29 protein-coding genes are annotated in these 24,493 nt (G+C 32.2%); 7 read left to right on the top strand and 22 right to left on the bottom strand.

Annotation, left to right across the window (positions count from 1 at the left end):
• Window positions 1-120: 120 nt before the first annotated feature.
• Entirely contained in the window at window positions 121-687 is a 567-nt protein-coding gene (locus R9X47_RS26730; protein WP_432664104.1) for a hypothetical protein, read from the bottom strand.
• Window positions 641-1,915: an O-antigen ligase family protein gene (locus R9X47_RS26725; protein ID WP_432664103.1), complete on the bottom strand. Its 1,275-nt coding sequence runs from the start codon at window positions 1,913-1,915 to the stop codon at window positions 641-643. The genes R9X47_RS26730 and R9X47_RS26725 overlap by 47 nt, the downstream gene beginning before the upstream one ends.
• Before the next feature lie 281 nt (window positions 1,916-2,196).
• Here R9X47_RS26725 and R9X47_RS26720 point away from each other — a divergent pair, with 281 nt between their 5' ends.
• On the top strand, window positions 2,197-2,697 hold the full coding sequence (locus tag R9X47_RS26720) for a D-glycero-alpha-D-manno-heptose-1,7-bisphosphate 7-phosphatase (RefSeq protein ID WP_432664102.1): 501 nt from the start codon (window positions 2,197-2,199) through the stop codon (window positions 2,695-2,697).
• An 81-nt stretch (window positions 2,698-2,778) separates the two neighbouring features.
• Window positions 2,779-3,015: a hypothetical protein gene (locus tag R9X47_RS26715; RefSeq protein ID WP_432408821.1), complete on the top strand. Its 237-nt coding sequence runs from the start codon at window positions 2,779-2,781 to the stop codon at window positions 3,013-3,015.
• 41 nt (window positions 3,016-3,056) lie between these two features.
• Here R9X47_RS26715 and R9X47_RS26710 read toward each other — a convergent pair whose 3' ends face one another.
• The 4 genes from R9X47_RS26710 to R9X47_RS26695 form a co-directional block, all read right to left on the bottom strand.
• Window positions 3,057-4,280, bottom strand: a complete 1,224-nt coding sequence (locus R9X47_RS26710; RefSeq protein WP_432664101.1) for an RtcB family protein — start codon at window positions 4,278-4,280, stop codon at window positions 3,057-3,059.
• The gene (locus tag R9X47_RS26705; RefSeq protein ID WP_432664100.1) at window positions 4,274-5,629 is read right to left on the bottom strand and encodes a CCA tRNA nucleotidyltransferase; all 1,356 of its coding nucleotides are present in this window, start codon (window positions 5,627-5,629) and stop codon (window positions 4,274-4,276) included. The genes R9X47_RS26710 and R9X47_RS26705 overlap by 7 nt, the downstream gene beginning before the upstream one ends.
• 83 nt (window positions 5,630-5,712) lie before the next feature.
• Window positions 5,713-5,907, bottom strand: coding sequence for a hypothetical protein (locus R9X47_RS26700; RefSeq protein WP_432664099.1), 195 nt, complete (start codon window positions 5,905-5,907; stop codon window positions 5,713-5,715).
• A gap of 111 nt (window positions 5,908-6,018) precedes the next feature.
• A complete protein-coding gene (locus R9X47_RS26695) occupies window positions 6,019-6,846 on the bottom strand; it encodes a DNA-formamidopyrimidine glycosylase family protein (protein ID WP_432664098.1) in 828 nt (275 codons plus the stop codon).
• Window positions 6,847-7,108: 262 nt separating this feature from the next.
• Here R9X47_RS26695 and R9X47_RS26690 point away from each other — a divergent pair, with 262 nt between their 5' ends.
• Both R9X47_RS26690 and R9X47_RS26685 read left to right on the top strand, forming a co-directional pair.
• Window positions 7,109-7,762, top strand: a complete 654-nt coding sequence (locus tag R9X47_RS26690) for a hypothetical protein (RefSeq protein ID WP_432664097.1) — start codon at window positions 7,109-7,111, stop codon at window positions 7,760-7,762.
• A gap of 98 nt (window positions 7,763-7,860) precedes the next feature.
• Entirely contained in the window at window positions 7,861-8,622 is a 762-nt protein-coding gene (locus R9X47_RS26685; protein WP_432664096.1) for a hypothetical protein, read from the top strand.
• Window positions 8,623-8,758: 136 nt separating this feature from the next.
• Here R9X47_RS26685 and R9X47_RS26680 read toward each other — a convergent pair whose 3' ends face one another.
• The 13 genes from R9X47_RS26680 to cysK form a co-directional block, all read right to left on the bottom strand.
• Entirely contained in the window at window positions 8,759-9,481 is a 723-nt protein-coding gene (locus R9X47_RS26680; protein WP_432664095.1) for a YebC/PmpR family DNA-binding transcriptional regulator, read from the bottom strand.
• A gap of 130 nt (window positions 9,482-9,611) precedes the next feature.
• Complete coding sequence (nadE, locus tag R9X47_RS26675; protein ID WP_432664094.1) at window positions 9,612-10,367, bottom strand: NAD(+) synthase; 756 nt, start codon at window positions 10,365-10,367, stop codon at window positions 9,612-9,614.
• A gap of 376 nt (window positions 10,368-10,743) precedes the next feature.
• A complete protein-coding gene (locus R9X47_RS26670; protein ID WP_432664093.1) occupies window positions 10,744-11,031 on the bottom strand; it encodes a hypothetical protein in 288 nt (95 codons plus the stop codon).
• A gap of 158 nt (window positions 11,032-11,189) precedes the next feature.
• Entirely contained in the window at window positions 11,190-12,485 is a 1,296-nt protein-coding gene (locus tag R9X47_RS26665) for a sensor histidine kinase (RefSeq protein WP_432664092.1), read from the bottom strand.
• 2 nt (window positions 12,486-12,487) lie between these two features.
• Window positions 12,488-13,159, bottom strand: a complete 672-nt coding sequence (locus R9X47_RS26660) for a response regulator transcription factor (protein WP_432664091.1) — start codon at window positions 13,157-13,159, stop codon at window positions 12,488-12,490.
• A gap of 14 nt (window positions 13,160-13,173) precedes the next feature.
• A complete protein-coding gene (locus R9X47_RS26655; protein WP_432664090.1) occupies window positions 13,174-14,346 on the bottom strand; it encodes an ABC transporter permease in 1,173 nt (390 codons plus the stop codon).
• Between the two features lies 1 nt (window position 14,347).
• The gene (locus tag R9X47_RS26650; RefSeq protein WP_432664089.1) at window positions 14,348-15,022 is read right to left on the bottom strand and encodes an ABC transporter ATP-binding protein; all 675 of its coding nucleotides are present in this window, start codon (window positions 15,020-15,022) and stop codon (window positions 14,348-14,350) included.
• A 46-nt stretch (window positions 15,023-15,068) separates the two neighbouring features.
• Window positions 15,069-16,682, bottom strand: a complete 1,614-nt coding sequence (locus R9X47_RS26645) for an efflux RND transporter periplasmic adaptor subunit (RefSeq protein ID WP_432664088.1) — start codon at window positions 16,680-16,682, stop codon at window positions 15,069-15,071.
• A gap of 395 nt (window positions 16,683-17,077) precedes the next feature.
• Window positions 17,078-17,383 carry a DUF3566 domain-containing protein gene (locus R9X47_RS26640; protein ID WP_432664087.1) on the bottom strand — a complete coding sequence of 102 codons (306 nt, stop codon included), beginning with the start codon at window positions 17,381-17,383 and terminating at the stop codon, window positions 17,078-17,080.
• A 177-nt stretch (window positions 17,384-17,560) separates the two neighbouring features.
• Window positions 17,561-18,511, bottom strand: coding sequence for a hypothetical protein (locus R9X47_RS26635; RefSeq protein ID WP_432664086.1), 951 nt, complete (start codon window positions 18,509-18,511; stop codon window positions 17,561-17,563).
• 138 nt (window positions 18,512-18,649) lie between these two features.
• Window positions 18,650-19,195 carry a GNAT family N-acetyltransferase gene (locus R9X47_RS26630; RefSeq protein WP_432664085.1) on the bottom strand — a complete coding sequence of 182 codons (546 nt, stop codon included), beginning with the start codon at window positions 19,193-19,195 and terminating at the stop codon, window positions 18,650-18,652.
• Between the two features lie 48 nt (window positions 19,196-19,243).
• Entirely contained in the window at window positions 19,244-19,672 is a 429-nt protein-coding gene (locus R9X47_RS26625; protein ID WP_432664084.1) for a hypothetical protein, read from the bottom strand.
• A gap of 247 nt (window positions 19,673-19,919) precedes the next feature.
• Complete coding sequence (gene cysK / locus R9X47_RS26620; RefSeq protein WP_432664083.1) at window positions 19,920-20,840, bottom strand: cysteine synthase A; 921 nt, start codon at window positions 20,838-20,840, stop codon at window positions 19,920-19,922.
• A gap of 331 nt (window positions 20,841-21,171) precedes the next feature.
• Between cysK and R9X47_RS26615 the strand changes: the two genes are divergently transcribed.
• Together R9X47_RS26615 and R9X47_RS26610 are read left to right on the top strand one after the other, a co-directional pair.
• Window positions 21,172-21,528 carry a sulfite exporter TauE/SafE family protein gene (locus tag R9X47_RS26615; protein WP_432664082.1) on the top strand — a complete coding sequence of 119 codons (357 nt, stop codon included), beginning with the start codon at window positions 21,172-21,174 and terminating at the stop codon, window positions 21,526-21,528.
• On the top strand, window positions 21,529-21,894 hold the full coding sequence (locus R9X47_RS26610) for a sulfite exporter TauE/SafE family protein (RefSeq protein ID WP_432664081.1): 366 nt from the start codon (window positions 21,529-21,531) through the stop codon (window positions 21,892-21,894).
• A gap of 71 nt (window positions 21,895-21,965) precedes the next feature.
• On the opposite strand, the gene R9X47_RS26605 is transcribed toward R9X47_RS26610, so the two are convergent.
• Together R9X47_RS26605 and R9X47_RS26600 are read right to left on the bottom strand one after the other, a co-directional pair.
• Entirely contained in the window at window positions 21,966-22,358 is a 393-nt protein-coding gene (locus R9X47_RS26605; RefSeq protein WP_432664080.1) for a CoA-binding protein, read from the bottom strand.
• Between the two features lie 106 nt (window positions 22,359-22,464).
• Window positions 22,465-23,115, bottom strand: coding sequence for a YigZ family protein (locus R9X47_RS26600; protein WP_432664079.1), 651 nt, complete (start codon window positions 23,113-23,115; stop codon window positions 22,465-22,467).
• Between the two features lie 261 nt (window positions 23,116-23,376).
• Here R9X47_RS26600 and R9X47_RS26595 point away from each other — a divergent pair, with 261 nt between their 5' ends.
• Window positions 23,377-23,832, top strand: a complete 456-nt coding sequence (locus tag R9X47_RS26595) for a DUF3189 family protein (protein WP_432664078.1) — start codon at window positions 23,377-23,379, stop codon at window positions 23,830-23,832.
• On the opposite strand, the gene R9X47_RS26590 is transcribed toward R9X47_RS26595, so the two are convergent.
• Window positions 23,821-24,489, bottom strand: coding sequence for a HEAT repeat domain-containing protein (locus R9X47_RS26590; RefSeq protein WP_432664077.1), 669 nt, complete (start codon window positions 24,487-24,489; stop codon window positions 23,821-23,823). The two genes, R9X47_RS26595 and R9X47_RS26590, sit on opposite strands and share 12 nt — an antisense overlap.
• Window positions 24,490-24,493: the final 4 nt, after the last annotated feature.

Below are 24,493 nucleotides of genomic sequence, written 5' to 3'. Positions count from 1 at the left end.
CGGAAATTATATTTATCTATAGTCTTAAGAAGTTTATAATTTCCTATGTGTTATAAAAAAAATCAAACAAAATATTAGGCATTAGCCCTATAATCATAAATAGGCTAATGCCTTTATTAATTAATCTATTTTATAATTTAAGATCAAATGAGAATTGGTAAGTTCTTCTTCAATAAGAATATAATTGCTAAATCTATTTTCACAAAACTTAATAATTTCTCTTATATCTTCATTACAATCCTTAACTTCTAAAATATCTACTTCTGCTTCTTCCCATCCACTCATTAAGAGTGCTTTAAGTGGCTTATCTTTTAAAAGTTCCTTTGGTACTGAGCCAAAAATGGTACCTTTAATGGTTTTGTGCTGAATCCAAAATTCATTATGAGCATCTAAGGCTTTAGCATCCTTTAAATCTCTGGATCTATCTTCACCAAATTTGACAATATAATCTCCTTCAAAATAATTCTTTACACGTAAAGGTTTATAGATAAACTTAATCGTATTGATCTTTGCACATTTAACATCACTATAAGCAGTTTTATCTTGTTTTTGAAAATCAGCTTTAACTTTTTCACATATGCAAATAATCTTATCTATATTTCTGATGGCGCTATTGTCATCATTCATTGATTTGTTCTTTTCAAGCTCTATTATAGCCCTTTTTAAAGCTAGTATCTCTTGTTCCATATAATTCCCCTCCACTATTCTTTCTGCTATTAGAACAAGGCTCTGACGGTTTATTTAAGGAATTTTCCATGTACTTTATATTTGAAATAAACGAGTAAATATATATTGTAAAAAAGAGAAATTGCGGAGCAAAGATTGGTGCATCTATAAAACCATGTATCAGGATAGAAAGAAATCCTAAGAATCCTGAAAGGGCAATATCTCTATAAAGATCATCTTCCAATCTATATATATAATATAGATTTTTAATTAGTGTTAATACGATTATACCAAAAATAATCAGTCCTACAAAACCTGTTTCTCCAAGTATCTGTAAAATAAGATTGTGAGCGTGATCGACGGGTACCGTAATTACCTGTGAATAACGATGGACATAGTGCTTCATGGTATTTAGACCGGTCCCAAACAACAAGTTTTCTTTAATAATCTTTAATGTTGATTTATATATTTCTAGCCTATAAAGCATACTATTATCATGTAAAGATTTATTTATGTTTAATCTTTCTATTCCAAATCTTCCATTAACTAAGGTTATAGAAACTAAGAGCGTAAAGGAGTATAATAAGTATACGACTTTTTGTCTATGCATATATAATAGAAAAACTATTATAAACAACGATACCCATGCTCCTCTAGAATATGTTAAAATCAAGCAAAAGCTAGATAGTACTATAGAGAAAAAACTAATTTTTCTAGATTTGATATTTTCCAAGGAAGTTAACTGAATACAAATATAGAATACTAAATATGCTGCTAAAACATTGGGATTTAACAAACTAGAATATGCTCTCATACTTATATTATACACCTTACTATCTACCCAACTGGTTGCAAAATATGGGTTTTTAATAAAATAAAATTGCATAATACCGTATGCTGAGATTATTATATTACTAAAAACAAAAAATTTAAATATGTCTATGGTATCATTAACTGAATTTACGTACCTTCTAATCACCAAATAAAGTAAAATAACTATAATAATTCCTAATACAGCTATTAGGCTGTCAATCTTATAATTTGATCTAAGTAGGGAAAACATAATATAAACAAGAGCAAACAAAATACTTTTTTCTTCTATTGCTAAGCGGAGTACATCTTTTAACTCCCCTTTAATTGTTAAATATAAAAGTAATATCATCAAAACAATATATCCACAAGATGGTATGATTGAACCAGCAATTAGGGCTGCAATTAGTGTAAACTTCACAACCGTGTTCTGTTTCATATGTATTCCTCCGAAATATAATAATTCTTTTTAAAAGAATTTTAGTGACATAATCAAACTAGCAAAAAAACTTTTGGAAAAATTTTGAATAGTGCTTTGATCTTTACAAAGTTACACGCTCAGAAGATAACACCAAGTTGCTCAAATCCTATTTTACCATAAATATGAACTAATTATTATTACAATTTTTGCTTATATAAAAACAACACTAATTTTGAAACTTTTTCTTGTAATCTTTTGCAATCCGTACTAAACTATATTGGGTACAAGGAGATGATTTTTTGAATAAAGCAGTTTTTCTTGATAGAGATGGTGTCATAAATGATAACTATAAACCTGTGAATCGACCGGAGGATTTGAAGCTATATCCTTGGTCGGCTGAATCTATTCTACAGTTGAATCAAGCTGGTTATTACGTCTTTGTTGTTACCAATCAAGGCGGTATTGAAATGGGCTATTTTAATGAAAATGATTTAAAAGATATTCATGAAAAATTAATTAGTGAGGTAAAAAAACATGGTGCAAGTATTGATGAAATAGATTTCTGCCCTCATTTTAAAACAAAATGTGAATGTAGAAAACCTTCGCCAGGCATGCTTAAAAGACTTGCTAAAAAATATGATATTAATTTAAACTATTCATTTATGGTTGGCGATAGAGATGTAGATATTGAAGCTGGGCTTAAAAGTGGTTGTAAGACCATAAAGATAGGTAAACCATACAAAAAAGCAGATTATACTGTAGATAATTTGCGAGAAGCTGTTAAAGTCATTCTATCCTAGCCAATGTTGATTATGGTTTAAACCATAATTTGCTACATATTAAAAATTATAATAGTGCAAAAAATATAAAGGGGTGATAATATGACTTACGAATTATCCATTAAAGAAAACAATCAAGTAAAGAGTTTCAATATAGAGGCTGAAGAACCTGAATTGGCACTATATGAAGCTGTAGATACTTTACAACTCTGGATGGGTGCTCAATGGATGAAAAATGCAAATGAAAGACTAAAAAAATCATTTAGTACATTTGAAAAAGAGTTGCAAACAAAAGGAAAAACTGAACTAGGTTATAATATCATATTAAAGAAAATCTAAAAAAAGGTCGCTATATATAGCGCCTTTTTTCTACTCTACAATTATGCTTTAAAATTATATAACGGCCTAATAATATCAACTATTTCTACAGTATCCTTTATATTTTCTATGATCTCATCCATAGGCTTATATGCCATAGGTGCTTCATCCAATGTAGATTCTTTAACCGAAGTAGACCATACCATTTTCATAGTTTCCTTGTATTCATCTAGGTTAATCACTTCTTTAGCTTTGCTTCTGCTCATTAGTCGACCCGCTCCATGTGGCGCAGAGTTATTCCAGTCCTCATTGCCCTTTCCTAAGGCAATAATACTTCCATCTCTCATATTAATAGGAATTAATAGCTTTTCATCTTTACCAGCTGATATAGCCCCTTTTCTAACTATCATATCGTCAAAATCAATATAGTTGTGTATCGTCTGGAAGTTTTCTAATTCATCAATATTTAAACTTAAAAATTCTAGGATTTTTATAGACATTACCCTTCTATTAAGATTGGCATACTCTTGGGCTGTTTTCATGTCATTTAAATATTCTTGCAACCTAGTATCTTCAAGGAAACATAGATATTTGGGCAGATTATATTTTTCAATCAAAGGATTAAATTGTTCAATAACTCCTTGTATTTCTTCTTCCTTTCCTGCCTGCTTTAATAATTCTATTCTTTCATTTTTCTCAACATTAAAATATTTAACCTGTCTACTACAATACTCTATTGCTCTCTTTTGGTGATAAGTAGCAATTTTATGACCGAAATTTCTACTCCCAGAGTGTATAACAAGCCACTTATCACTATTCTTATCCTGGTTAATCTCTATAAAATGATTTCCACCTCCAAGTGATCCTATAGACAATAGATTTCTTTTAGGATTACTTTTCGTTTTATTGGATATCTCAACAATTCTATCGTGAAATTCTTTAGATATTCTGGTCTGCACTTTTTTGTTAACCTTATTTCCATGGGGAATATTGTTTCTGATAAATTTATCTAGCCTTTCAAAATCTATTTGCACATCTCCAAGCTTTACAGCTATCATCCCACAGCCAATATCTACTCCTACCAAATTAGGAATGGCTTTGTTTCTTAAGTTTGCGGTAAAGCCTATTACGCAGCCCTTGCCGGCGTGAGTATCAGGCATTACCCTTACCTTACTTTCCTTAAATGCATCCTGGTTTAATAATTCAACTATTTGCGATATTGCTTCATTCTCTATATTATGGGTAAATACCTTTGCACTATTATATCTTCCCTTTAGTTCTAACATTCATTTCTCCCCTTTTCTAATAAAATACCCTTTACTTCATCCATCAACAAACCCTTCTTATTTATCTCAGGATTATCTAATACCTTTTCTAATAATTTTTCTAATATTATGCCAATTTCCTTACCCTGAGGAATGCCTATTTGCATTAGATCCCTTCCGTTGATTTCTAGGTCTTTAACACTTAAAGGCTGCTTTTCATTAATTATCTTCATATATAGTTCCTTTACTTCCTCAATGCTGCTAAAATCGTGGGGCTCACTACTCCCCTTTATATCTGCCCTCTGGAGTTCAAATAATCTTTCTATATTATCTACTCCCACTCTGTTGATCAATCTTTTTACAATCCTTGGCGTAAGCTCATGAAATTTGGACATATGTTCTTTTACCAAGACTTTTACTAAATCAATAGTCTGATTATCATATTTAAGACCCTTCAAAATCTCCTCCGCCATGTCCATGCCCTTCATATGATGGCTATAGAAATGGCCAACACCCTCCTCGTCTATGGAAAAGCACGAAGGCTTTGCGATATCATGGAGTAATGCTGCTAATCTTAGCACTAAATCTTTCTTCGTATTATCAAGTACACTCATTATATGATTAAACACATCTTTATCATGGTGTGGATTTCTTTGCTCAAAGTTAATGCACTGCACCATTTCTGGTATAATATGTCCTAATAATCCCGTTTCGAGTAATAATCTGAAACCCTTTGATGGTTCATTTGACAACAGGATTTTATTAAGTTCTTCTCTGATTCTTTCCTTGCTAATATATACAATATTATTTGAAAGTTCACCTATGCCATTAAAAGTTTTGGGTTCAAGCTCATAGCCTAGTTGAGTTGAAAATCTTACGGCCCTTAGCATCCTTAAGTAATCTTCACTAAATCTTTGGCTCGGCTCTCCAACACATCTAACTTTTTTACTAGATATATCATCCATACCTCCATAATAATCAATTAGGCCTTCTCTACGGCCATAGGCCATGGCATTTATGGTAAAATCTCTCCGTTTTAAATCTTCTCTTAAATCCCTTGTAAACTCTACTTTATCAGGACGTCTACCATCATTATAATCTTTGTCAATCCTGAAGGTGGTTACTTCAAAATGTTCTTTTTCAATTACTATAGTAACGGTACCATGTTTTAATCCTGTAGGCACCACCTTAAAACCATCAAAGATTTCTAGCATTCTTTCAGGCTTGCAATTTGTACATATATCCCAGTCGTTAGGTTCTCTTCCCAAAATACTATCTCTTACACAACCGCCCACAATATAACCTTCATAGTTATAATTATTTAGTACATCTAATATTCTATTTACCTTCTCAGGGATTTGTATTTTCATTTTATTAAAACCTCCGTATATACAAAAAAGCTTCTTATATGGACTTAGTTTCATATAAGAAGGCTTTATCATTTCATGCTGTGCTATTTTTTGTTCGTAACTATCTTTTTTATAAGATTTTCCTGTACAAACTCACTCTTACTCATTCCTTTTTTGAAATTAAAGTATCTAACCTGTTTATAGTCTACATCATCCATTTTAAAATCAAGTATATCTATTCTATCACCTTTATAAACTAAGGGATCTTTCTTCCCCTTAACGAATATTTGAACTTCCATGTATATGTCTCCTCGTATAAATATTTCTATTGGTTATATTATTAAAGTTTAGCATCTTTTCAAACATTCTTCAAGGCACTATGTATTCTTTTCCTCTTAAGGTTCTTTTACTTATTCCTTCTGACATCCTTCACAATAGTAAATACTTCCGCCTAAATACGCCTTTTTAATAATCTCCCCATCACAAACCCTACATGGCTCTTTTACAGTTTTCTTACTCAACTTAGTTATATAACCTCCACGGCATCCAAACAAGTCCTTTTCAGTGTCTCTTCCACCCTTTAAGGTCATCTCATGTAAAGTCGATTTTATAGAATCAAAAATGTCTTCTATTTCTTTATCCGACAATGTCGATACTTTTCTTTTAGGATGAATTTTAGCGTTAAATAATATGTCTTGAAGCACTCCATTGCCAAGTCCAGGTATCCGCTGTTCCGTAGCTAAAAGAGCTTTCACACTTTTTTTCTGCAAGTTTTCATCCTTCAAAATCTGCTCGTAATATTTAAAATCAAAGTCCTTCGATAGTGGCGATGGTTTTTTCTTAGCTACTTTATGATATTCATTATCGAATTCTCCATCTTTAAAGCACCACATGCCTCCGTACATTTGAATAGAAGCAGTGAGCATTGACTCATCTTCAAACTGTATCAAAAGTTGATGTTTCTTAGGTAATTTTTCACCTTTTATAAGATATCTTAAATTTACACCATCACCAAATACTAATCTTGTAGTACCTAACTTAATTTCGATATGGCCTCCATGGGCTTGGGCTTTTTCAATAGTCATGCCATTTAATTTTCCATCATATTCAATTGGGTCACCGAAAAACCAAGCAAACTTATGGGGCGATTGATTTGCAATTACTTCGTCAATCCTTTTTCCTGTTAAAGTATCGTTTATTTGCTCTGATAATGTAATAGCTTCTGGTATCTCAATCATAGATTTTTACCTCCCAATAATCCGAATTTACTCTTTTGTATATATTATCATAACTAATAAGACAACAGTATGTCATATTAATTGTGATTCTAAAAAATAGGATGTGTTGTTATGATTTTATTCACCCCATTAGCCTTACAATTATGCCATTACAATCCTATTTCTCTATATAAACATCCTTCCCCTGCTATAAGTTTTTAGACATAATAATCAATACCATGGAGAAAATATAACTAAATATCCTATAAATGGAGGAAGTAGAATGGGTAATACGCTTAAAGGTTATATTAAATATATTGTTTTAATTATTATTTTTGTAGTTTTAATACATATAATTTATTTCCAATCTAAAGAAATTAACGAGTTAAAGATAATAAATAATGAACTTAAAATTAGGACAGATAGTGCATTCATGTTTATTTTTTTATCTTCAGATAAGAGTATTAAGCTTGCTGAATCCCTAGAACAACTAAGCTATATAGAACCAGATGCTCATTATAATGAATACAAGGACTTGTTTAAAAAAGCTTTAGAGGATTTATCTGAATGGAAGAGTGAATCCAATCAATTAATAAGCTTGGGAATAGATAGTACTCTAAGTAGTTTTGAATCAAGATACCATTCAACTACAATATATAATGTAGTAAATCTATATAGGGCTGCCAATATTTCACCTGCTGATTTTTCAAAGGAATGGAGGACGACTCTTCAAAGCACTGCTAATCTCCTTAGGTCTCTTAATAAAGATATGGACTCAATTAGAAATTCTAGTATGATGTATATGAATAAAAATGATTTTGTAAAGAGAAAGGTTACAAACATTGCAAAAGAATATTTAGATGACATTTATAGAATCAATAATATTGAGTATGAACGACTACAAATTCAGGTTAGAGAATTAGTAAAAAAAGATTAGAGTATAAGTAAAATAGCATGCCAAATATCAATTGTTAATTATTGGAAACGATGATATAATGTATCTACTGACATATTATTCAATAGGGGGAATTCTTCATGGAGAATAGGATTAAAGCAGTCAATGTTCTAAAATCAGCAGTTTTATTTTATAAAAAACATTTCTTACTCCTGATCTCATTATCAGCGAGTCAGTACTTTGTAAAATACCTTAAGATTCTTTCAAGTCAATCTTATAATCGTTCAGCTTTGCTAGAAATAGTATTTTTTGTATTTGATCTATGGATTTCTATTGGTTTTATAATGGTAATATCTAGACTGTATAAAAATAGGCCATTTGATTTTAACGAAATATTTGCATGGGTTAGAAAGAAATTCTGGCCGTTCTTTGGAATAACACTCTTAGTTGGTTTTATAGGAATTTTAGCAGCCATTCCAAATATAATTGTACTATTTAAAGTTGATAATTTTGTCCTTAAGCTAATATTAACTATTTTGTTTGCTCCACTTCCTATATATTTTTATACCATATTCAATTTTGCACCTATAATTACAGCTTTACGAGAATATGATGAAGATGTAGAAGAATTTGGTGGTTCCCTTGACGCTAGTACTCGTTTAGTTAAGCAAAATTTCTGGCTAGTGGTTATACTCGTTTCTATTTCCTATTTAATAGACCTTCCGGATATGATTAAAGCCATTAATGCTATTAAATTTAAAGATATAGCTACCATGGAAAATCTAATATCTTTTAAGTTTATATTCAAAAATATTTTATTTGCTCCACTTATTTATACTATAGATGTTATGCTCTACTATTTATTGAGCAATAAAAATAATGATCATTTGATAGAAGAGTAGATTAGAACCGCCTTTATGTAAGGACAACATATATTTATACTACTTTCTTATCTATATAAAGAACCCTGTACATATCAAGTAAATCGATAAGTACAGGGTTAATTTCATTTATTGTCATCTGTAATTCAACTTTTATCTATTCAGCCATTTCCCAGTTATGATATACATTCTGTACATCATCACAATCCTCAAGAAGATCAATAAGCTTGTTCATCTTCTTGATTTGGTCTTCATCTGTAAGGCTTGAAGTCGTTTGTGGTAGATATCTAAGCTCTGCCATCGAGAATTCGTAGCCTGCTTGTTGAAGAGCGTCTCTTACGGAACCAAAATCAGCTACTTCAGTGTATATCTCAAAGTGAGTATCCTCTGCTACAAAATCCTCTGCTCCCGCCTCAAGAACTTCCATCATAACCTCTTCTTCATCCATTGCATCAGTTCTATCAATTACAAGAACACCTTTATGATCAAACATAAATGCTACGCATCCATTAGATCCTAGATTTCCATCGCATTTTGAGAAATAACTTCTTACGTCAGCCGCTGCTCTATTTTTATTGTCGGTTAATATTTCTACTAACACAGCGATTCCACCGGGACCATATCCTTCGTAGGTGAACTCCTCAAAGCTTACACCATCTAACTCGCCGGCTCCCTTTTTAATTGCTCTGTCTATATTATCATTAGGCATATTAGCTGCTTTTGCCTTCTCAATAGCAGTCTGTAATGCTGCATTGTATTCTGGGTCCGATCCACCTTCTCTTGCTGCAACCATTATATATCTTCCAAGCTTTGTAAATATCTTAGCTCTCTTAGCATCTTGCTTGTTTTTTCTATTAACTATAGTACCAATTCTACCCATTAGTAACCCTCCGTTTGTAAGTTATAAATTCGGGACGTCTAAGCCCTCATTATAAGTGGTATTTCACTTCGTGAAAAGACCTTAAGTCACCAAATATTTTATCACAATCTAATAAATTCAACAAGAAATTCTAATCAAATTTCGGAGGTGCTGGAGGCATTTTTCTTTTATGAGCAGTGCGTTTATGTAGTCTCTCAATTATGTCTCTATGCTCCTTAGGTATTTCCTTTCCTTCCACTAAATCATCTATCATATCATAGGTTGTACCCATTTCATTCTCATCTGTTTGACCTTCCCAAAGTCCTGCTGATGGGGGTCTGTCTAGAACTGTTTGAGGTACACCAAGATATCTTGCCCATTCATATACCTCTCTCTTAGGTAAGTTCGCTATAGGAATAATATCTACTCCGCCGTCACCATATTTAGTAAAATATCCCGTATAAACCTCTGCTGCATTGTCAGTTCCAACTACTAAGTAATTTAATGAATTTGCAACGGCATATAAAGTGCTCATTCTCATTCTAGCTCTTAGATTTGCATCGGCTAATCTTCTATTAGCATCGATCTTATGTCCTTTCTTTCCCAATTCACCACATACTTTGATAAGCAGGTCATCTTGCTCAGTGGTTAAGTCAACACAAATGTGTTCAATTTCAGCTGCCTCAGCAACCAGTATAGCATCATTCTTATCCTTTTCATTACTTTTGCAAGGCATAATAACACCCATTGAGTTTTCAGGGAATGCTTTCTTTATTAGGAATGCAACTACTGAAGAGTCTATTCCTCCGGAAAGTCCAACAACTAGTCCCTTAGTACCCGAATTTGCTACCTGCTCCCTTAGCCAGTCGACGATAAGATTAATTCTTTCTTCAACAGTTCTACTCATTTATACCACCTCTTGTATTTTAAGTATATAACTTAGCATTTCTTTGTACTTAAATATTCTTAATCATTGATTATTTAAGATATTCAAGTGTCGATCTACAGTATATTGCTATATAAAGTAATGCTACTTTAAGAACCAATAAATGTCACAGAAAGAATGTAAAAACGTTCATCGTCTCAGTAAAATTTATTTTAAGTTTTAAGATAGCATGACTATAATAGAATATTATAACATAATTACTAAAAAGTTTTCTAAAAATATTCTATTATAGATTATTCCATTATTTAATACCAATTAACAAAAAGGTAGCAAAAAAAATAGAAATAGAGTAGGTAACTTATCACTCTATGTAAAGATAGTTCTACTTATTTTCTGACTATAAATATACTAAAAAGGATATCATTGCCTCTTCAAGCAAATCCTTTAGTTTTTTTTCATCAAAAAGCTTAATATTTATCCATCCCCTCGAGTCAGTATTATACTTATCTTCCTCCAAAAACTTACCACAGATATATCCATTAGATGTTTTTCGGTTTAAATCCTTTACTAGTACTCTTCCATTATACTTATAATTAACTTTACCATTGCTAACATCATATTTTAAAATATCCTCATCTTCATATAAATCAATTAGTACTTCTTTTTCTTCAAAAGAAAGATGCATATTTATCCCCTCCATGTCTATATCCTTAATAAGATTTATATAATTTATTAGATAAATCCATGCAAATTCCTTTGACTAGTTTTGTCATAAAAAGGGAAAAAAGGCTGTCTCAGAATGACGAATTTCTGAAACACCCCTTTGCCGTACAAGTCAGCTATTTACAATACAATAGGAATTTTCACAGTGAAAATACTCCCTTTGCCCTTAACGCTTTCAACATATATTTTGCCCCTATGGATTTCTACAATCCACTTTGCAATACTAAGACCCAATCCACTTCCGCCTTTTTCTCTACTTCTGGATTTATCTACCATATAAAACCTGTCGAAAATATGCTTTAAATCCTTTTCATCTATACCTATTCCTGTGTCTCTAATGCTTAGCGATATCAGTTTATCTTCTTTTTCAAGATTAAAATATATCTCGCCACCTAATTTATTATACTTAACGGCATTATCAAGTAGAATGACTATAAGCTGTCTTATTTTTGCCTCATCACCCTTAATATATAGTTGATCATCAATTTCTTTATTGAAGGTAATATTTGAGGATTCAAATAATATCTCCATCTGCTGTGATATTTCCTGCGAAAGCAAACTTAGATTGATGACATCGTCTTTTATCTCTATTTCCTTTGCATCTATTCTAGCAAGCATTAGAAGTTCATTTACAAGTTCACCCATCTTCTTAACTTCACCCATAGCATTTTCGAGCCATATTTCGTTTTCTTCTATAGTCCCTTTCTTATCACTCATTGCCGCTTCAAGGTTAATTTGCAAAACGGCAAGTGGAGTTCTCAGCTCATGGGAGGCATCGGCTACAAAGTTCTTTTGTTGTTTCCATGACTCTTCTATGGGGATTAGAGCTCTTTTTGCAAATTGTTTACTTATTAGTATCAACGCTGCTATGCTCACTCCTCCAACCGTTAGAAACATTATTAATAGCTTATTTAGAAATGCTTTGTTTACTTCATAGTCATGTATCAACTGTATATATATCTCTCTTTCACCTTTTATATGGCCTGTATATACTCTGTATTCCCTATTTCCTGCAACTACTTTAACAACCTCTTCTTGATTTATATTACCTTCATCTTCAAGTAACTTTTTAAATACATCTAGATTTTCCTCACTTTGAAGCCTAGACTCATACATTATTTCTTTATTATCATCATATATAATGGAATCGAATCTTATTCTAAAATCAAAGGAATCGGTTTTTTCACTTTTTACAGAAGGTTTAGGTGATCTTCCTGCATGCTTTCCAGAGTTGTTGTAGTATCTTGAGGTATCAACATCTCTATAAATTTCTATTCTTTTTTTAATTAGCTTATCAATTGCCCTGTCTATTGCACCCTTTGTGAAAACGTAGACTGACATACAGAAAATAATTAAAGACACTATTAAAATAACTGCATTATGAACTGTTATTTCCCTTTCAAGCTTTTTAAACATCTTTATTTCTCCTTCAAAGTATATCCTATACCTCTTACTGTGACTATCTTTACAGAGGTCCTATTTTCAAGTTTCTTTCTCAAGTAGTGTATATATATTTCAATATTGTTTTCGCCCACATCAGATCCGTAGCCCCATATTTTATCAAGTATATACTCCCTTGAGAATGTTCGTTTTGGAGCCCTCATAAACATCTCCATAAGCTGTGCTTCTTTTATAGGAAGTTTCGTCTCATCATCGCCAATTTTCATAATCTGTGAATCTGGAAAAAGCTCGACATTTGATACTTTAAGTACGTCTTCAGCATAGACTTTACTTCTCCTTCTATATAGTGATCTTATTCTTGCAAAGAGTTCCTGAGTTGCAAAGGGCTTTACAAGATAATCATCGGCACCGAGATCAAGGCCCTTGACTCTATCTTCTATAGAATCCCTTGCAGTAAGCAGTAGGACAGGAGTAGACATCTTATTCACTCTGATCCGCCTTAATATTTCAAGTCCGTCTATTCCTGGCAGCATTATATCAAGTATAATTACATCATATATACCTTTCTTTGCTAGCATCCAGCCGGTTTCTCCATCGTAAGCTATATCTAAATCAATATTTTGTTTTTTAGCCAAAAAAGCTAATGCATCTGCAAGCTTTTTTTCATCTTCTACAATCAAGGTTCTCATATTAGTCCCACCTTCTATTCATACCTTAGTGCATCTACCGGTCTTAGTTTTGAAGCTTTGTCAGCAGGATAAAGCCCAAAAAATATACCTACAATTAAGGAAAAAGAAAATGCAGCTATAACAATATATATTGGGGTTATTACACTCATTCCTAGGCTTTTCTTTAGGATAAACAAGGATAGGTAGCTTATGATTATTCCTATTGCACCGCCTATTCCACTTATTACAGAGGACTCAATTAAAAATTGTGTTAAAATATTTCTTCTTTTGGCTCCTATTGCCTTTCTAATACCTATTTCCCTCGTTCTCTCGGTAACGGATACAAGCATTATGTTCATTATTCCTATTCCTCCTACCAGTAGGGATATAGCCGCTATTCCACCAAGCATAAGTGAAGTTGATTTTGTTACCTCTTCAATAGTCTCAAGGACTTCGGTCTGATTAAAGACCCTATATAGACTGTCATCATTATCAAGTCTTTCTAATAGTAGTGCTTCTACATTTTCTTGAGCTGTTGCCACACTTTCAGGGGAATCTGACTGAATATATATAGTTCTTATCCTTGTAATTTTTAAGAATCTTTCAGCTGTGGAAATTGGAATAAATATTACTTCATCACTGTTTGCTCCCATTGAACTTCCTTTAGACTCCAGAACTCCTACAACTTTAAATTTCGTACCGTCTATTTTGATATACTCTCCTACAGGATTTATATCTCCAAAAAGCTCCTCGACAATGTATGATCCAAGGACTGCTACCTTCTCTCTATTCTCTATATCCAAAGGTACTATTGCTCTTCCATACTCAATACTATAATTCTTTACACTCATATATGCATCGTCTATGCCATTTAAGCTCACATCTAGAGACTCCGTACTAAACTTAGCTGTAATATTTCCTGAGATTACTGGAGCTACCTCTGATACTCCATCTATTTCCTCAAAGTTTTTTAGTTCTTCATATTTAAGCTTATATCTATTGGCATTGCTTCTTAATGATACTGTTAGCAAATTCGATCCCATGCCTTCTATACGGGATTTTATATCTGCCGATGCTCCTTCTCCTATGGATACCATAATTATAACAGAAGCAACTCCTATTATTATGCCAAGCATTGTAAGTAAGGTTCTTAATTTATTTGATACTATGCTTTTCATTGCCATCTTCAATGTTTTGAAAATATCCATATTAAGTCACCCTCTCATTTACAATCATTCCATCCCTTATGGATACTATTCTATTCCCCATATTAGCCACATTTAAATCATGGGTTATTAGTACAATTGTTATCCCACTATCGTTTAACTCTTCAAGGGTTTTCATCACATCTTCACCTGATTTAGAATCAAGGTTTCCTGTGGGTTCATCAGCAAGTATCAATTGGGGAGATCCTACTAATGCTCTGGCTATGGCAACTCTTTGTTGCTGCCCTCCCGAAAGCTCTGAGGGCCTATGATCAAGTCTGTCTGATAGACCGACAATTTCCAATTTTTCTAACACTCTTTTTCTTCTCTCTTTAGGGTCGACTCCTCTATATATAAGGGGCAGTTCTACATTTTCATAGGCATTAAGCTTAGGTAAAAGATTAAATTTCTGAAAGATAAAGCCTATCTTCTTATTCCTTATATCGGCAAGCTGATTTTCCGAGTAGTTACTTATTTCTTCATCTTCAAAATAGTATTTCCCTTCCGACGGGACGTCAAGACACCCTAATATATTCATAAGAGTTGATTTCCCAGAACCACTTGGACCTATTATTGAGACATATTCATTTTTATCTATGTTTAATGATATTTCATCTAAAACCTTAAGTTTTATCTTTCCCATATCATATACTTTACTTACCTTTTCTACCTTAATCATCTACTCATCACCACCAAAACTTTTACTTTTTAAGACCTTTATACTATTAATTTCTCTTGCCACCATTTTTTGATGGTTTTCCTATGCTCATTCCCATACCTGGCATTCTCATATTGTCACTTCTATTTTGAGAAATTGCCTTTGAGTAATACACGGTATCCCCTTCTGCTAGACCATTTATCACCTCAACATAGTTTGCCGTACTAAGACCCGTTTCAATAACCTTGGAGTTTTCCTTCATATTTTTCATTGTTTCTTCCAAGGTATCTTCTATACCTGTAATTACAACACTTTGTTTGCCTCTCTTCCTAATTGCTTCCACAGGAAGAAGTAGTACATTTTCCTTTTCCTCTATAATTACTTCTACATCAATACTCATTCCAAGCTTTAAATTTTCTACATCTGAAAGTGCTATTGTTACATCAAATGTACTTACTCCATTTTCTGATTTACCTTCCATTGCTATTTTTTCTACTTTTCCTCTATATTCTACTCCAGGAAATACATCAGTAGTAATGATTGCCCCTTGTTCCTTAGATATATTAAATACATCAAGCTCATCAACTGGTAGAACCACTTTTAAATCCTCAGTATCAGCAACAACACACACAGGATCATTCATATCTACATTATCTCCATCTGCCACATCAAGGCTAATAATCGTGCCCGTTATAGGCGAAGTTATTGCAACATCTTCAAGATTTTCTATTTTATCATTTATATCAAGTTGCTTTTGCTCTACATTTATTTTTTGACTTTCAATATCATCCAAAATATCTGTATCATCTATTACTGCAATTAGTTCTCCCTTTTCCACATGGTCTCCATCTTCTACATATAGTGCTTTAATTTTTCCCGATATCTGTGTTCTAACATCTTCTCCCTCTTTCTCACTTACGGCTACGTTTTCTGCAGCTTTATAATCTCTGGAGTCTGTATGTACAGTAACCTGAGTAGTCATACCAGGACTTAATCCTCCCTTATTCTCAATCGCTATAGTTACGCTATAGGCAAAGCCTCCTCCTTCTAATGCTGTACTACTCTCTGATATTTTTGTTACATATCCCTCTATTATCTCAAATGTGTCTGTAAGTAAAACACTAGCTTTTTGTCCTTCTCTCATGTCTTCTACTGATTTTAGATTGAAGGGAACTATTACTTCCATCTCATCTTTATCTATCACCGTTCCTATTACACCGTTTTCCTGAATCCGCTCACCTTCTTTTACATTTGCTAAGGTAATAACCCCTTCATTTTCTGCGTATATTTTTATATTAGTCAAATCACTTTCTAAGTCTTTTAGTTTTTTCTCTTCAATCTCTAAGTTTTTCTTAGAAATCTCAAGACTTGTGTTTTCAGAACCACTTTCAAGTAATAGAATTATATCACCCTTATTTACTTTCTGACCTTCTTCTATATATACCCTTTCAATGGTACCTGCTTTGTGAAACTTCACTTGCTGCCTTTTCTCAGACTCAACTACACTACTATCAGAAATACTTTTCTTAATGCTGCCTTTAGTAACCTTCACCTCAGCAAAATCCATAGAATTTTGAGCTGCTACTGTATTTTTACTTTTATAGTATCTGTATCCTCCACCTAAAAGAAGCATAAGTACTAAGGCAAGTGAAACGATTTTTAAAGCCTTCTTTCTCTTCATGTTGCTATCACTCCTTAAGTTTTTCTATGATACTAATTTTACCTACAGAGCCTTAAACTTTCCTTAAGAAACTTAAAGAAGTTTTAAAATCGCTTTGTTAGTTATCTTTTATTGCTTTAGTCATAATTTCAAACTGCTAGTAATTTCTAGGTATAGAGATAGCTATTATTGCGAATAATGATAATACGCTAAATATGCAAAGGTTCTTCCTATTAATTATTTTATGTTTGCGGGGAGTCTCTCCCCGCTAAATCTAAAGAGATTAGACTTTACTTATCAAATGACTGTAATTTCAAATAAACAGTACAAAAAATACTAAAAGCAGGATTTCTCCTGCTTTATAATTTTTGAAAATATTAAAGATTCCTAAGGTCCTTATCGAAGATTACGGTATTTTAAATGTCATAAGTATCTACATCTTCTTCATCAACTACAATCTCTAATCCACCAAATCTATTTGACGCTACATTGTATATTAATGCAAATAATGCTGCAAATGCACCATACATAAAAAACATAAATATTGGAGCAATCAAATACGCTCCGCCAAACATCGCTACTCCACCGTTTCGTGTTCCAATCCCAATTAACAAAGCTATTATTCCTACTAAAATCATTAACGCTACTGGAATAATAGCGAAATATAGAGTAACCTTAAATGCACTTTTCGGTGTAATCTTTTTAAGCTCTAGCTTTTTCATGTCTTTTCCTCCTTTCAATGCCATACGTACTATTGTTTCTACAGAAAAGGACAATATCCTCTAATTGTATTTAGTAAGTTTCGACAACTGACTCGTACCAATCCTTTTTATAGTACTATCTCTTTCTATATACAGTGTATGATTTTCTTTATTTTTCAAGTATAATGCTTCTTATTTCTACTCAATCCAATCATGTTCAGTTTTAATTATTTTCCAAACTCCATCTTCCTTTTCTAATTCAGCTATTGCTCCTTCATATCCTACTCTGTATTCTGCTTTAGCCTTATTCATATCTTTATTAAATAAAACTCTACGAACACTTGGATGCGTATCTAAGTGCCAACCAATCCAATGACCACATAAAACAGGTATATATTCTTGTAGTTTTTCGTACTTAATTTCCTGACCTTCCAGCATAGGTGCTTTATATTTTCCCAGAAAGTAATTAATCGCATTATTATAATCCTTAGTAAGATATAGTACCTTCTTTTTATCAATATTCACATCAGGTCTAAATGGATGTATTTGTTTTATGTTGTCCTTTTTAATATTCTTAATCCCAATATGTTTTAAAAATTCTTCTGATGATGTATCATACATATGTGTCCATCCTTTACCAGAGTCTTCATTTGTAAAAAAATCATTATCTCTATCAATTACGTACTCTATTTTGTTTTGTAGAACTACATATTTAGCACTCTTATTTAATTTTTCTGAACTTTCTTCCCCACTTAAGGCTTCTATGTCAAATGGCTGATACAAAACTTTAAATATTTCATAAACATCTTTTTCTACATCATTACTATATGTTATTTGCATCATTTTTTGAGATTGCTCATTCCAATTCTTAAAAAAGTCATCTAACTTTTCATCATCCCCTGAATTGTAGGCTTCTACTAATGCCTCGTGTAATTCATTTTCAATCTCAAAGCTACTTTGAAATTCTACTAATTCATCTAGTTTTTGAAAAACATTATCTAATTTTTTATCTTGCTTATGCTCAGAATGATGGTCTATACTTTTTACTAAATCACTGCTAACATCTTCTAACCCTAAAGAAAAGCTCCAATTACTTACAAGTATAAAAAATACTATTGAAATGGAAAAACACCTTTTTAAATTATTCATTAATTTGTTCCTCCTATAAACTAATTTTTTTCTAGTCTATATTATGTGTATTTTAAAAGGTTAATGTATATATTTCTTTTTTGCTATTATAGGTTGTATATACTTTTTCCGAAAATAGTTTGGCTTCTTATGAATTTTTTATAGCGACTTGCTTAATACAACACTATGATAGTTTGTCATATCCCACTTAATCTTCTCCGCATCTCTGTATCCTCTTTTTTTATAATAGTCGATCAAATGATGTGCACTTTCTGCAGTATCTAATGCTAGCTCATTTACACTTTGCATATTTTGTGCATCATTCTCAATAATATCCATCATTCTACTTCCTATCCCACATTTTTGTAACTCAGGCAAGACTGCAAACTGCCCAAACTTTGCAACAAAGTCATTGTTATACCAGTTGCTTACGTCAGATGGTTTTGGAGTATATAGCGAAACCGTTGATACTATCTTGTTTTTATAAATCCCTACATAGCATTTATAGGCATTTTCTATTCTCTTTAGGGTTATACTTTCATCTTGATAGGTTGCTACATATTTGAGTCCCATATCAGCTAAGGCCTTATAGGATTTGTGCAGAAGTTCTGTTAACTCTTCAATTGAATCCTCTTCAGAGATCAAGCGAAACTCTATACACTCTTTATCCTTAAAGTAAAAGGTATGTAAATCATTTTGTTTCATTTAATCACGCCCCAATGTAAATATTCTTTCAAAATATTGTCTTGTAATTTAGGACAAGAATTTAAAGGTTAAAAATCCTAAAAATGCAAAGCATACTGTTAAAATAATTATTTCTTTTTTTGTCAATTCTTCACTCTTTTCGTAATCCTCACGTAAACAGTTTCCAATAAATCCTCCTAAACATGCTCCGTATATTACCACATAGCTTATTTCTTTGGCTATAAAAAAGTTAATTATAAAAGTATATAAGAACATTAATACCGTAATATGTAATATTGATATAAACAGATTTTTCCCTTCCTCAAGCTTTTTTTGCAATAAAAATATTTGTATGAGAAACATAGTTGTAATAATAGATGCAATTGTAAAATCTTTAATTGTATTTGTATTATTATAGAGAAAATATAATATAAAGGAATATACCAGAACCATTAATATTTTTTCTATAAGGTTCTTTTTACCGACACCTAAATTCAAGTAATCACGCTCCTAGTAAATGACTCTACTAATTCAGTCTATACTAAAAAATTACTTTGTAGAAGAATTTTAATTTCATTCATCAACAACAATATTAATTATATAAACTTCGCAAAATCCCTTTGACTATTTTTGTTGAATTTTCATATAAATTGTCGAACGCGAAAGTAGACCACTCTTTTGAGTGGCCTTCTATTCAAAAAAATATAAAAGCAGGACTAATTATCCTGCCTTCAAATATATCTAATTAAAAGTTAAATAGAGGGGTACTTAAGTAGCGTTCTCCGTAACTAGGAATTATAACCACTATTTTCTTACCTTTACCTAATTCTTTTGCCTTTTTTATTGCTGTAAATATAGCTGCTCCTGATGATATTCCAACTAGTATTCCTTCTTGAACTGCTACCTTTCTTGCAGTTTTAAGTGCATCTTCATCCTTTACCTTAAATACTTCGTCTATTATATCTGTATTCAAAATTTCTGGAATAAATCCAGCTCCAATTCCCTGTATTTTATGAGGACCTGGTTTTTCCCCTGATAGTACTGCTGAGCTTTCAGGTTCAACGGCTACAACCTTAACTTTATCTATCTTCTCCTTTATTACTTCACCCACTCCAGTTATTGTTCCACCTGTACCTACTCCAGCTATAAACATGTCAAAATCATTATCCATTTGATCTAGAATTTCTAAGGCAGTATTCTCTCTATGGGCTTCAGGATTTGCCTTGTTTTCAAATTGCTGTGGCATAAAATATCCCGGATTTTCCTTAACTAATTCTCCAGCCTTATCTATAGCACCTTTCATACCTTTTGCACCCTCTGTTAAAACTAGGTCAGCACCAAAGGCCTTTAAGAGCTTCCTTCTTTCAATACTCATTGTATCCGGCATAACTAAAATGACCTTATATCCCTTGGCAGCTCCAATCATAGCTATACCTATTCCAGTGTTTCCACTAGTAGGCTCTACGATTGTACTACCTTTCTTTAGTATACCTTCTTTTTCTGCCGCTTCAATCATACTGAGTGCTATTCTATCCTTAACGCTGCTTCCAGGGTTAAAAAACTCTAGTTTCAAATAAATCTCTGCACCATTCTCGGGATTTAGATTATTAAGCTTAACGATCGGTGTATCTCCTATTAATTCAGTAATGTTATTTACAACCTTCATATTCGACCTCCTCCAATTCATAGTATTCTTATCGGAATTTATGGTTTTATTTTATTCTATATTTCTTAGTATGTCAATAGTCTAATTTTAATATATGGAAATTTTAGTGAAAACTTTACTTTATCTATAGAAAATGCAATAAATCTTTTACACTTTCATTCCTTAAAAAGCCTTGAAACGCTGACTATTTAAGAGTTCAAAATATAGATTTGTAAAGCGCTCTATACAGTTTATTTATTACTGATTTTTTTATGTATCTAAGTTTTATAAACAGGTTAAATTAATAAGATAGGACAAATCTTTTTTAATTCATATATACAGGAAGGTCTTTATGAAAAATAATATGATAAAAATATGCTTACTAGGAGTTTTTACTGGCCTGTTAAATGGTCTGTTTGGTTCTGGCGGGGGCACTCTTTTAGTTCCTGGAATGATATTTCTACTTGGAATTGAAGAACATAAAGCCCATGCTACAACTATCTCAGTAATTCTTCCACTAGCTATTGTAAGTACCTACATATATTACAGATCTGGCATAATGTCCCTAGGTATTACTCTAAAAGTAGCTATGGGCGGTGTAGTAGGAGGATATGTAGGAGCTAAACTTCTAAATAAAATTCCTAGTTCTATTTTAAGAAAAGCATTTGCTGTTTTTATGATGATAGCAGCTTTTAGGATGGTGTTTTAAATGATATTCTCTATTATAGGATTCTTTTCGGGTATCATAAGTGGTATGGGAATAGGAGGAGGTACAATACTTATTCCAGCTTTGATATTCTTTACAGATTTAGTGCAGCAGGAGTCACAAAGTGTCAATCTTTTTACATTTATACCCGTTGCCACTATTGCAGTCATAACCCATATTAAGAACAAAAATGTTGAGAAGTCCATTTGGTTACCTTTAGTTTTAACAGGAGTTATAGGCGCTTTTATTGGCTCAAAGCTTGCTGTAAAATTATCCTCTAATTTCCTTAGAAAAATATTCGGTATATTTCTATTTATAATGGCCATATATCAATTCTTTTATAAAGAAAAAAAGGATGCCTCAGAATAACAAACTTCTAAGGCATCCAGAGGCTGAACTCATAGTTTTTTATGAAACAGCCTCTTTTACGATATAATTATCTATCCTAATGCAACTAAAACACAATCATAGTAAACATATTTTAAATTTTTCGATTCTGCTAGGTCTATAACATCTTCATCAAAGGTTCCTGGTTGGAACCAAACATAGTCTATTCCAGCATTTGCTATATCTTCAACCGCTGACTTACTTACCTTTGGTGGCACCACCATATCTACACAGTCTGGCTTTACTGGTAAGTCAGATATACTCTTATATAGTTTCTCCCCATTGATTTCATCATATTTAGGGTTTATACCATAAACCTCATAACCTTTATCCTTTAACTTCTTAAAGATCTTGTATCCAAATTTGGATTCATTTGGTGACGCTCCTACTACAGCCCAAACCTTTTTCTCTAACATTTCACCTTTAATTTTTTCAATATTGTCCATATACCTATTCACCCCTCTGGTTATTAAAAATCTATTCTACTTCCTATATACCCACTAAAAAAATAAATTATCAAATATTATTTCTAATAATACAATTATTACTTCCCTATTCCTCAATTACTTTTCCATCGTGGATTGTAAGATACACTTCATCTTTTTCCTCAATAATAGCTTTTCCATTACTAATATCCGTTATCCTACTAATAAACTTATTGCTCTCATCGGGCTTGCAATAGACAAATATATTAACCTTATCATCGTAAACAGTATCCTTAATTATGTATTCGCCATTCATTAATTCGTTTTGTATTTTCCCATGTAATGTATAGTCCATTCTTAACAAATATAAGTTATTTACTACTTTCTCAACAACTTTCGCCTCATTAATAGCAAGCTTTGCAGCGCTTGTATATGCCCTAACTAAACCACCTGTTCCAAGCTTAATTCCTCCATAATATCTAGTTACAACTATTACCAGGTTCTTTATCTCTTCTTTCTTTAGCATTTCTAATATAGGCACTCCAGCCGTTCCCGATGGCTCACCATCATCACTGTATCTTTGAATTTCATTATTTTCACCAATTATATAGACAGGAACATTATGGGTTGCATTCCAATGCTTTTTCTTAATTTGTTCAATGAATTCTGTTGCTTCTTTTTCTGAGGTTACAGGTTTTGCATACCCAATAAACTTCGATTTATTGATAGTTTCCTCAGCCTCAGCATATTGAAGCAGTGTTTTGTAATCCTTAGACATAAAATCACCAACCAATTCTATTATAGTCATGACACTATAAAATTTATTAATCTTTAAGGTGTCATTACTTTGTTATACTTTTTCTTTCATATTTCTATGTAATTTATCAAATACTATATATAGAGACTTCTAAGTAAATTTTTATTTATACATATCAAAATATCCAATGCTTCTGGAGATTTTTGTTGCACATAATTTAAAGTTTTGACTGGAATCTCTATATAGCTCTAATCTAGATTTATATATAGGAGTGTGATCAACGTGCATATAGTTTATCATTGTGTTACTGGATGTCATTCTTCATCTGCAGCTGCTGCAATGCACCTAGATTTATTGCCAATAGACACTAAACCCAGCTATCATGACTTAATAAAGGTTCCTTTTTATGATGAATTGGAAGAAACAGACCGTGGCCGATTAATACTTAGAGGAACCGACAGTAATGGCAATAAGGTTTATACCCTCAGCAGAAAATATATTCCCCATCTCGTATTACCGGTAGTTTGTGATACTTGGAAAATGTTTAACCAATCGGAAGATGATCTAATGCTCATAAACACACAACCAAGTGTTAATGGCTTTATGAAATTTGGCGGATACCTATCAAGAAAACTAAAGTTCACTAAAGTTGGAAAACCGATTGTGACTAAGGCCACACTTTATTCCTATAATAATATTGCAGATATAGTAAAGAATACGAAGAGCTTACTTAGCTAATTTAAATTCAATACTTTTTATAGCCTCTAAGTATGCTCTTTTAACGTAATCTTTTTGGCCACCGCTTTCTAGTAATTGATTTAAAACCTTAATTGATGTTTCATTTCCAATCTTCTTAAGGGCTTTAGCAGCGTACTGTCTAACTTGTGGTTTACGGTCATAAAGAGCTTTATGCAAAATAGGTACTGCCTTTTCGTCTCCCATTTTGCCTAAAGCAGAGCAGACCATTCTTCTAACGTTACCATTATTATGTAATATATCTTTAGTTAATAAACCAAGTAATCTTAAGTCCTTTAATTCGCCGACTAACCAAATTAGAGCGGCCTTATCCTCGTGATTTTTTATGCTTCCATATCTTCTTGCGATTTCATTAATTAGTGCTTCCACCTTTTCTCTTGGTTCTTCATTTATGAATTTTAATCTTTCTTCCTTTGTTAATTCTAATATCCTATCTAATAAGCTCTTTTGATTTTTCTTCAGTTTAATTTTTCTTAGCTGAATCTTTGCATTAATTATATGCTTTTCTACCTTTTCCATGGGTATATTTCGAATTTTGCTTATTAATTCCATACCCTTTCCTTCTTTATATAACAGGTATGTTATGATGCAATCATCAATTTTATCTACATTATCCCATGATATTTTAAAATCCACCATGGTT

It is taken from the genome of Wukongibacter baidiensis (assembly GCF_050888315.1).
Taxonomy (GTDB): domain Bacteria; phylum Bacillota; class Clostridia; order Peptostreptococcales; family Caminicellaceae; genus Wukongibacter; species Wukongibacter baidiensis.
The sequence above is the reverse complement of the archived record's forward strand: the minus strand, read 5'-3'. Positions and strand labels throughout refer to the sequence as shown.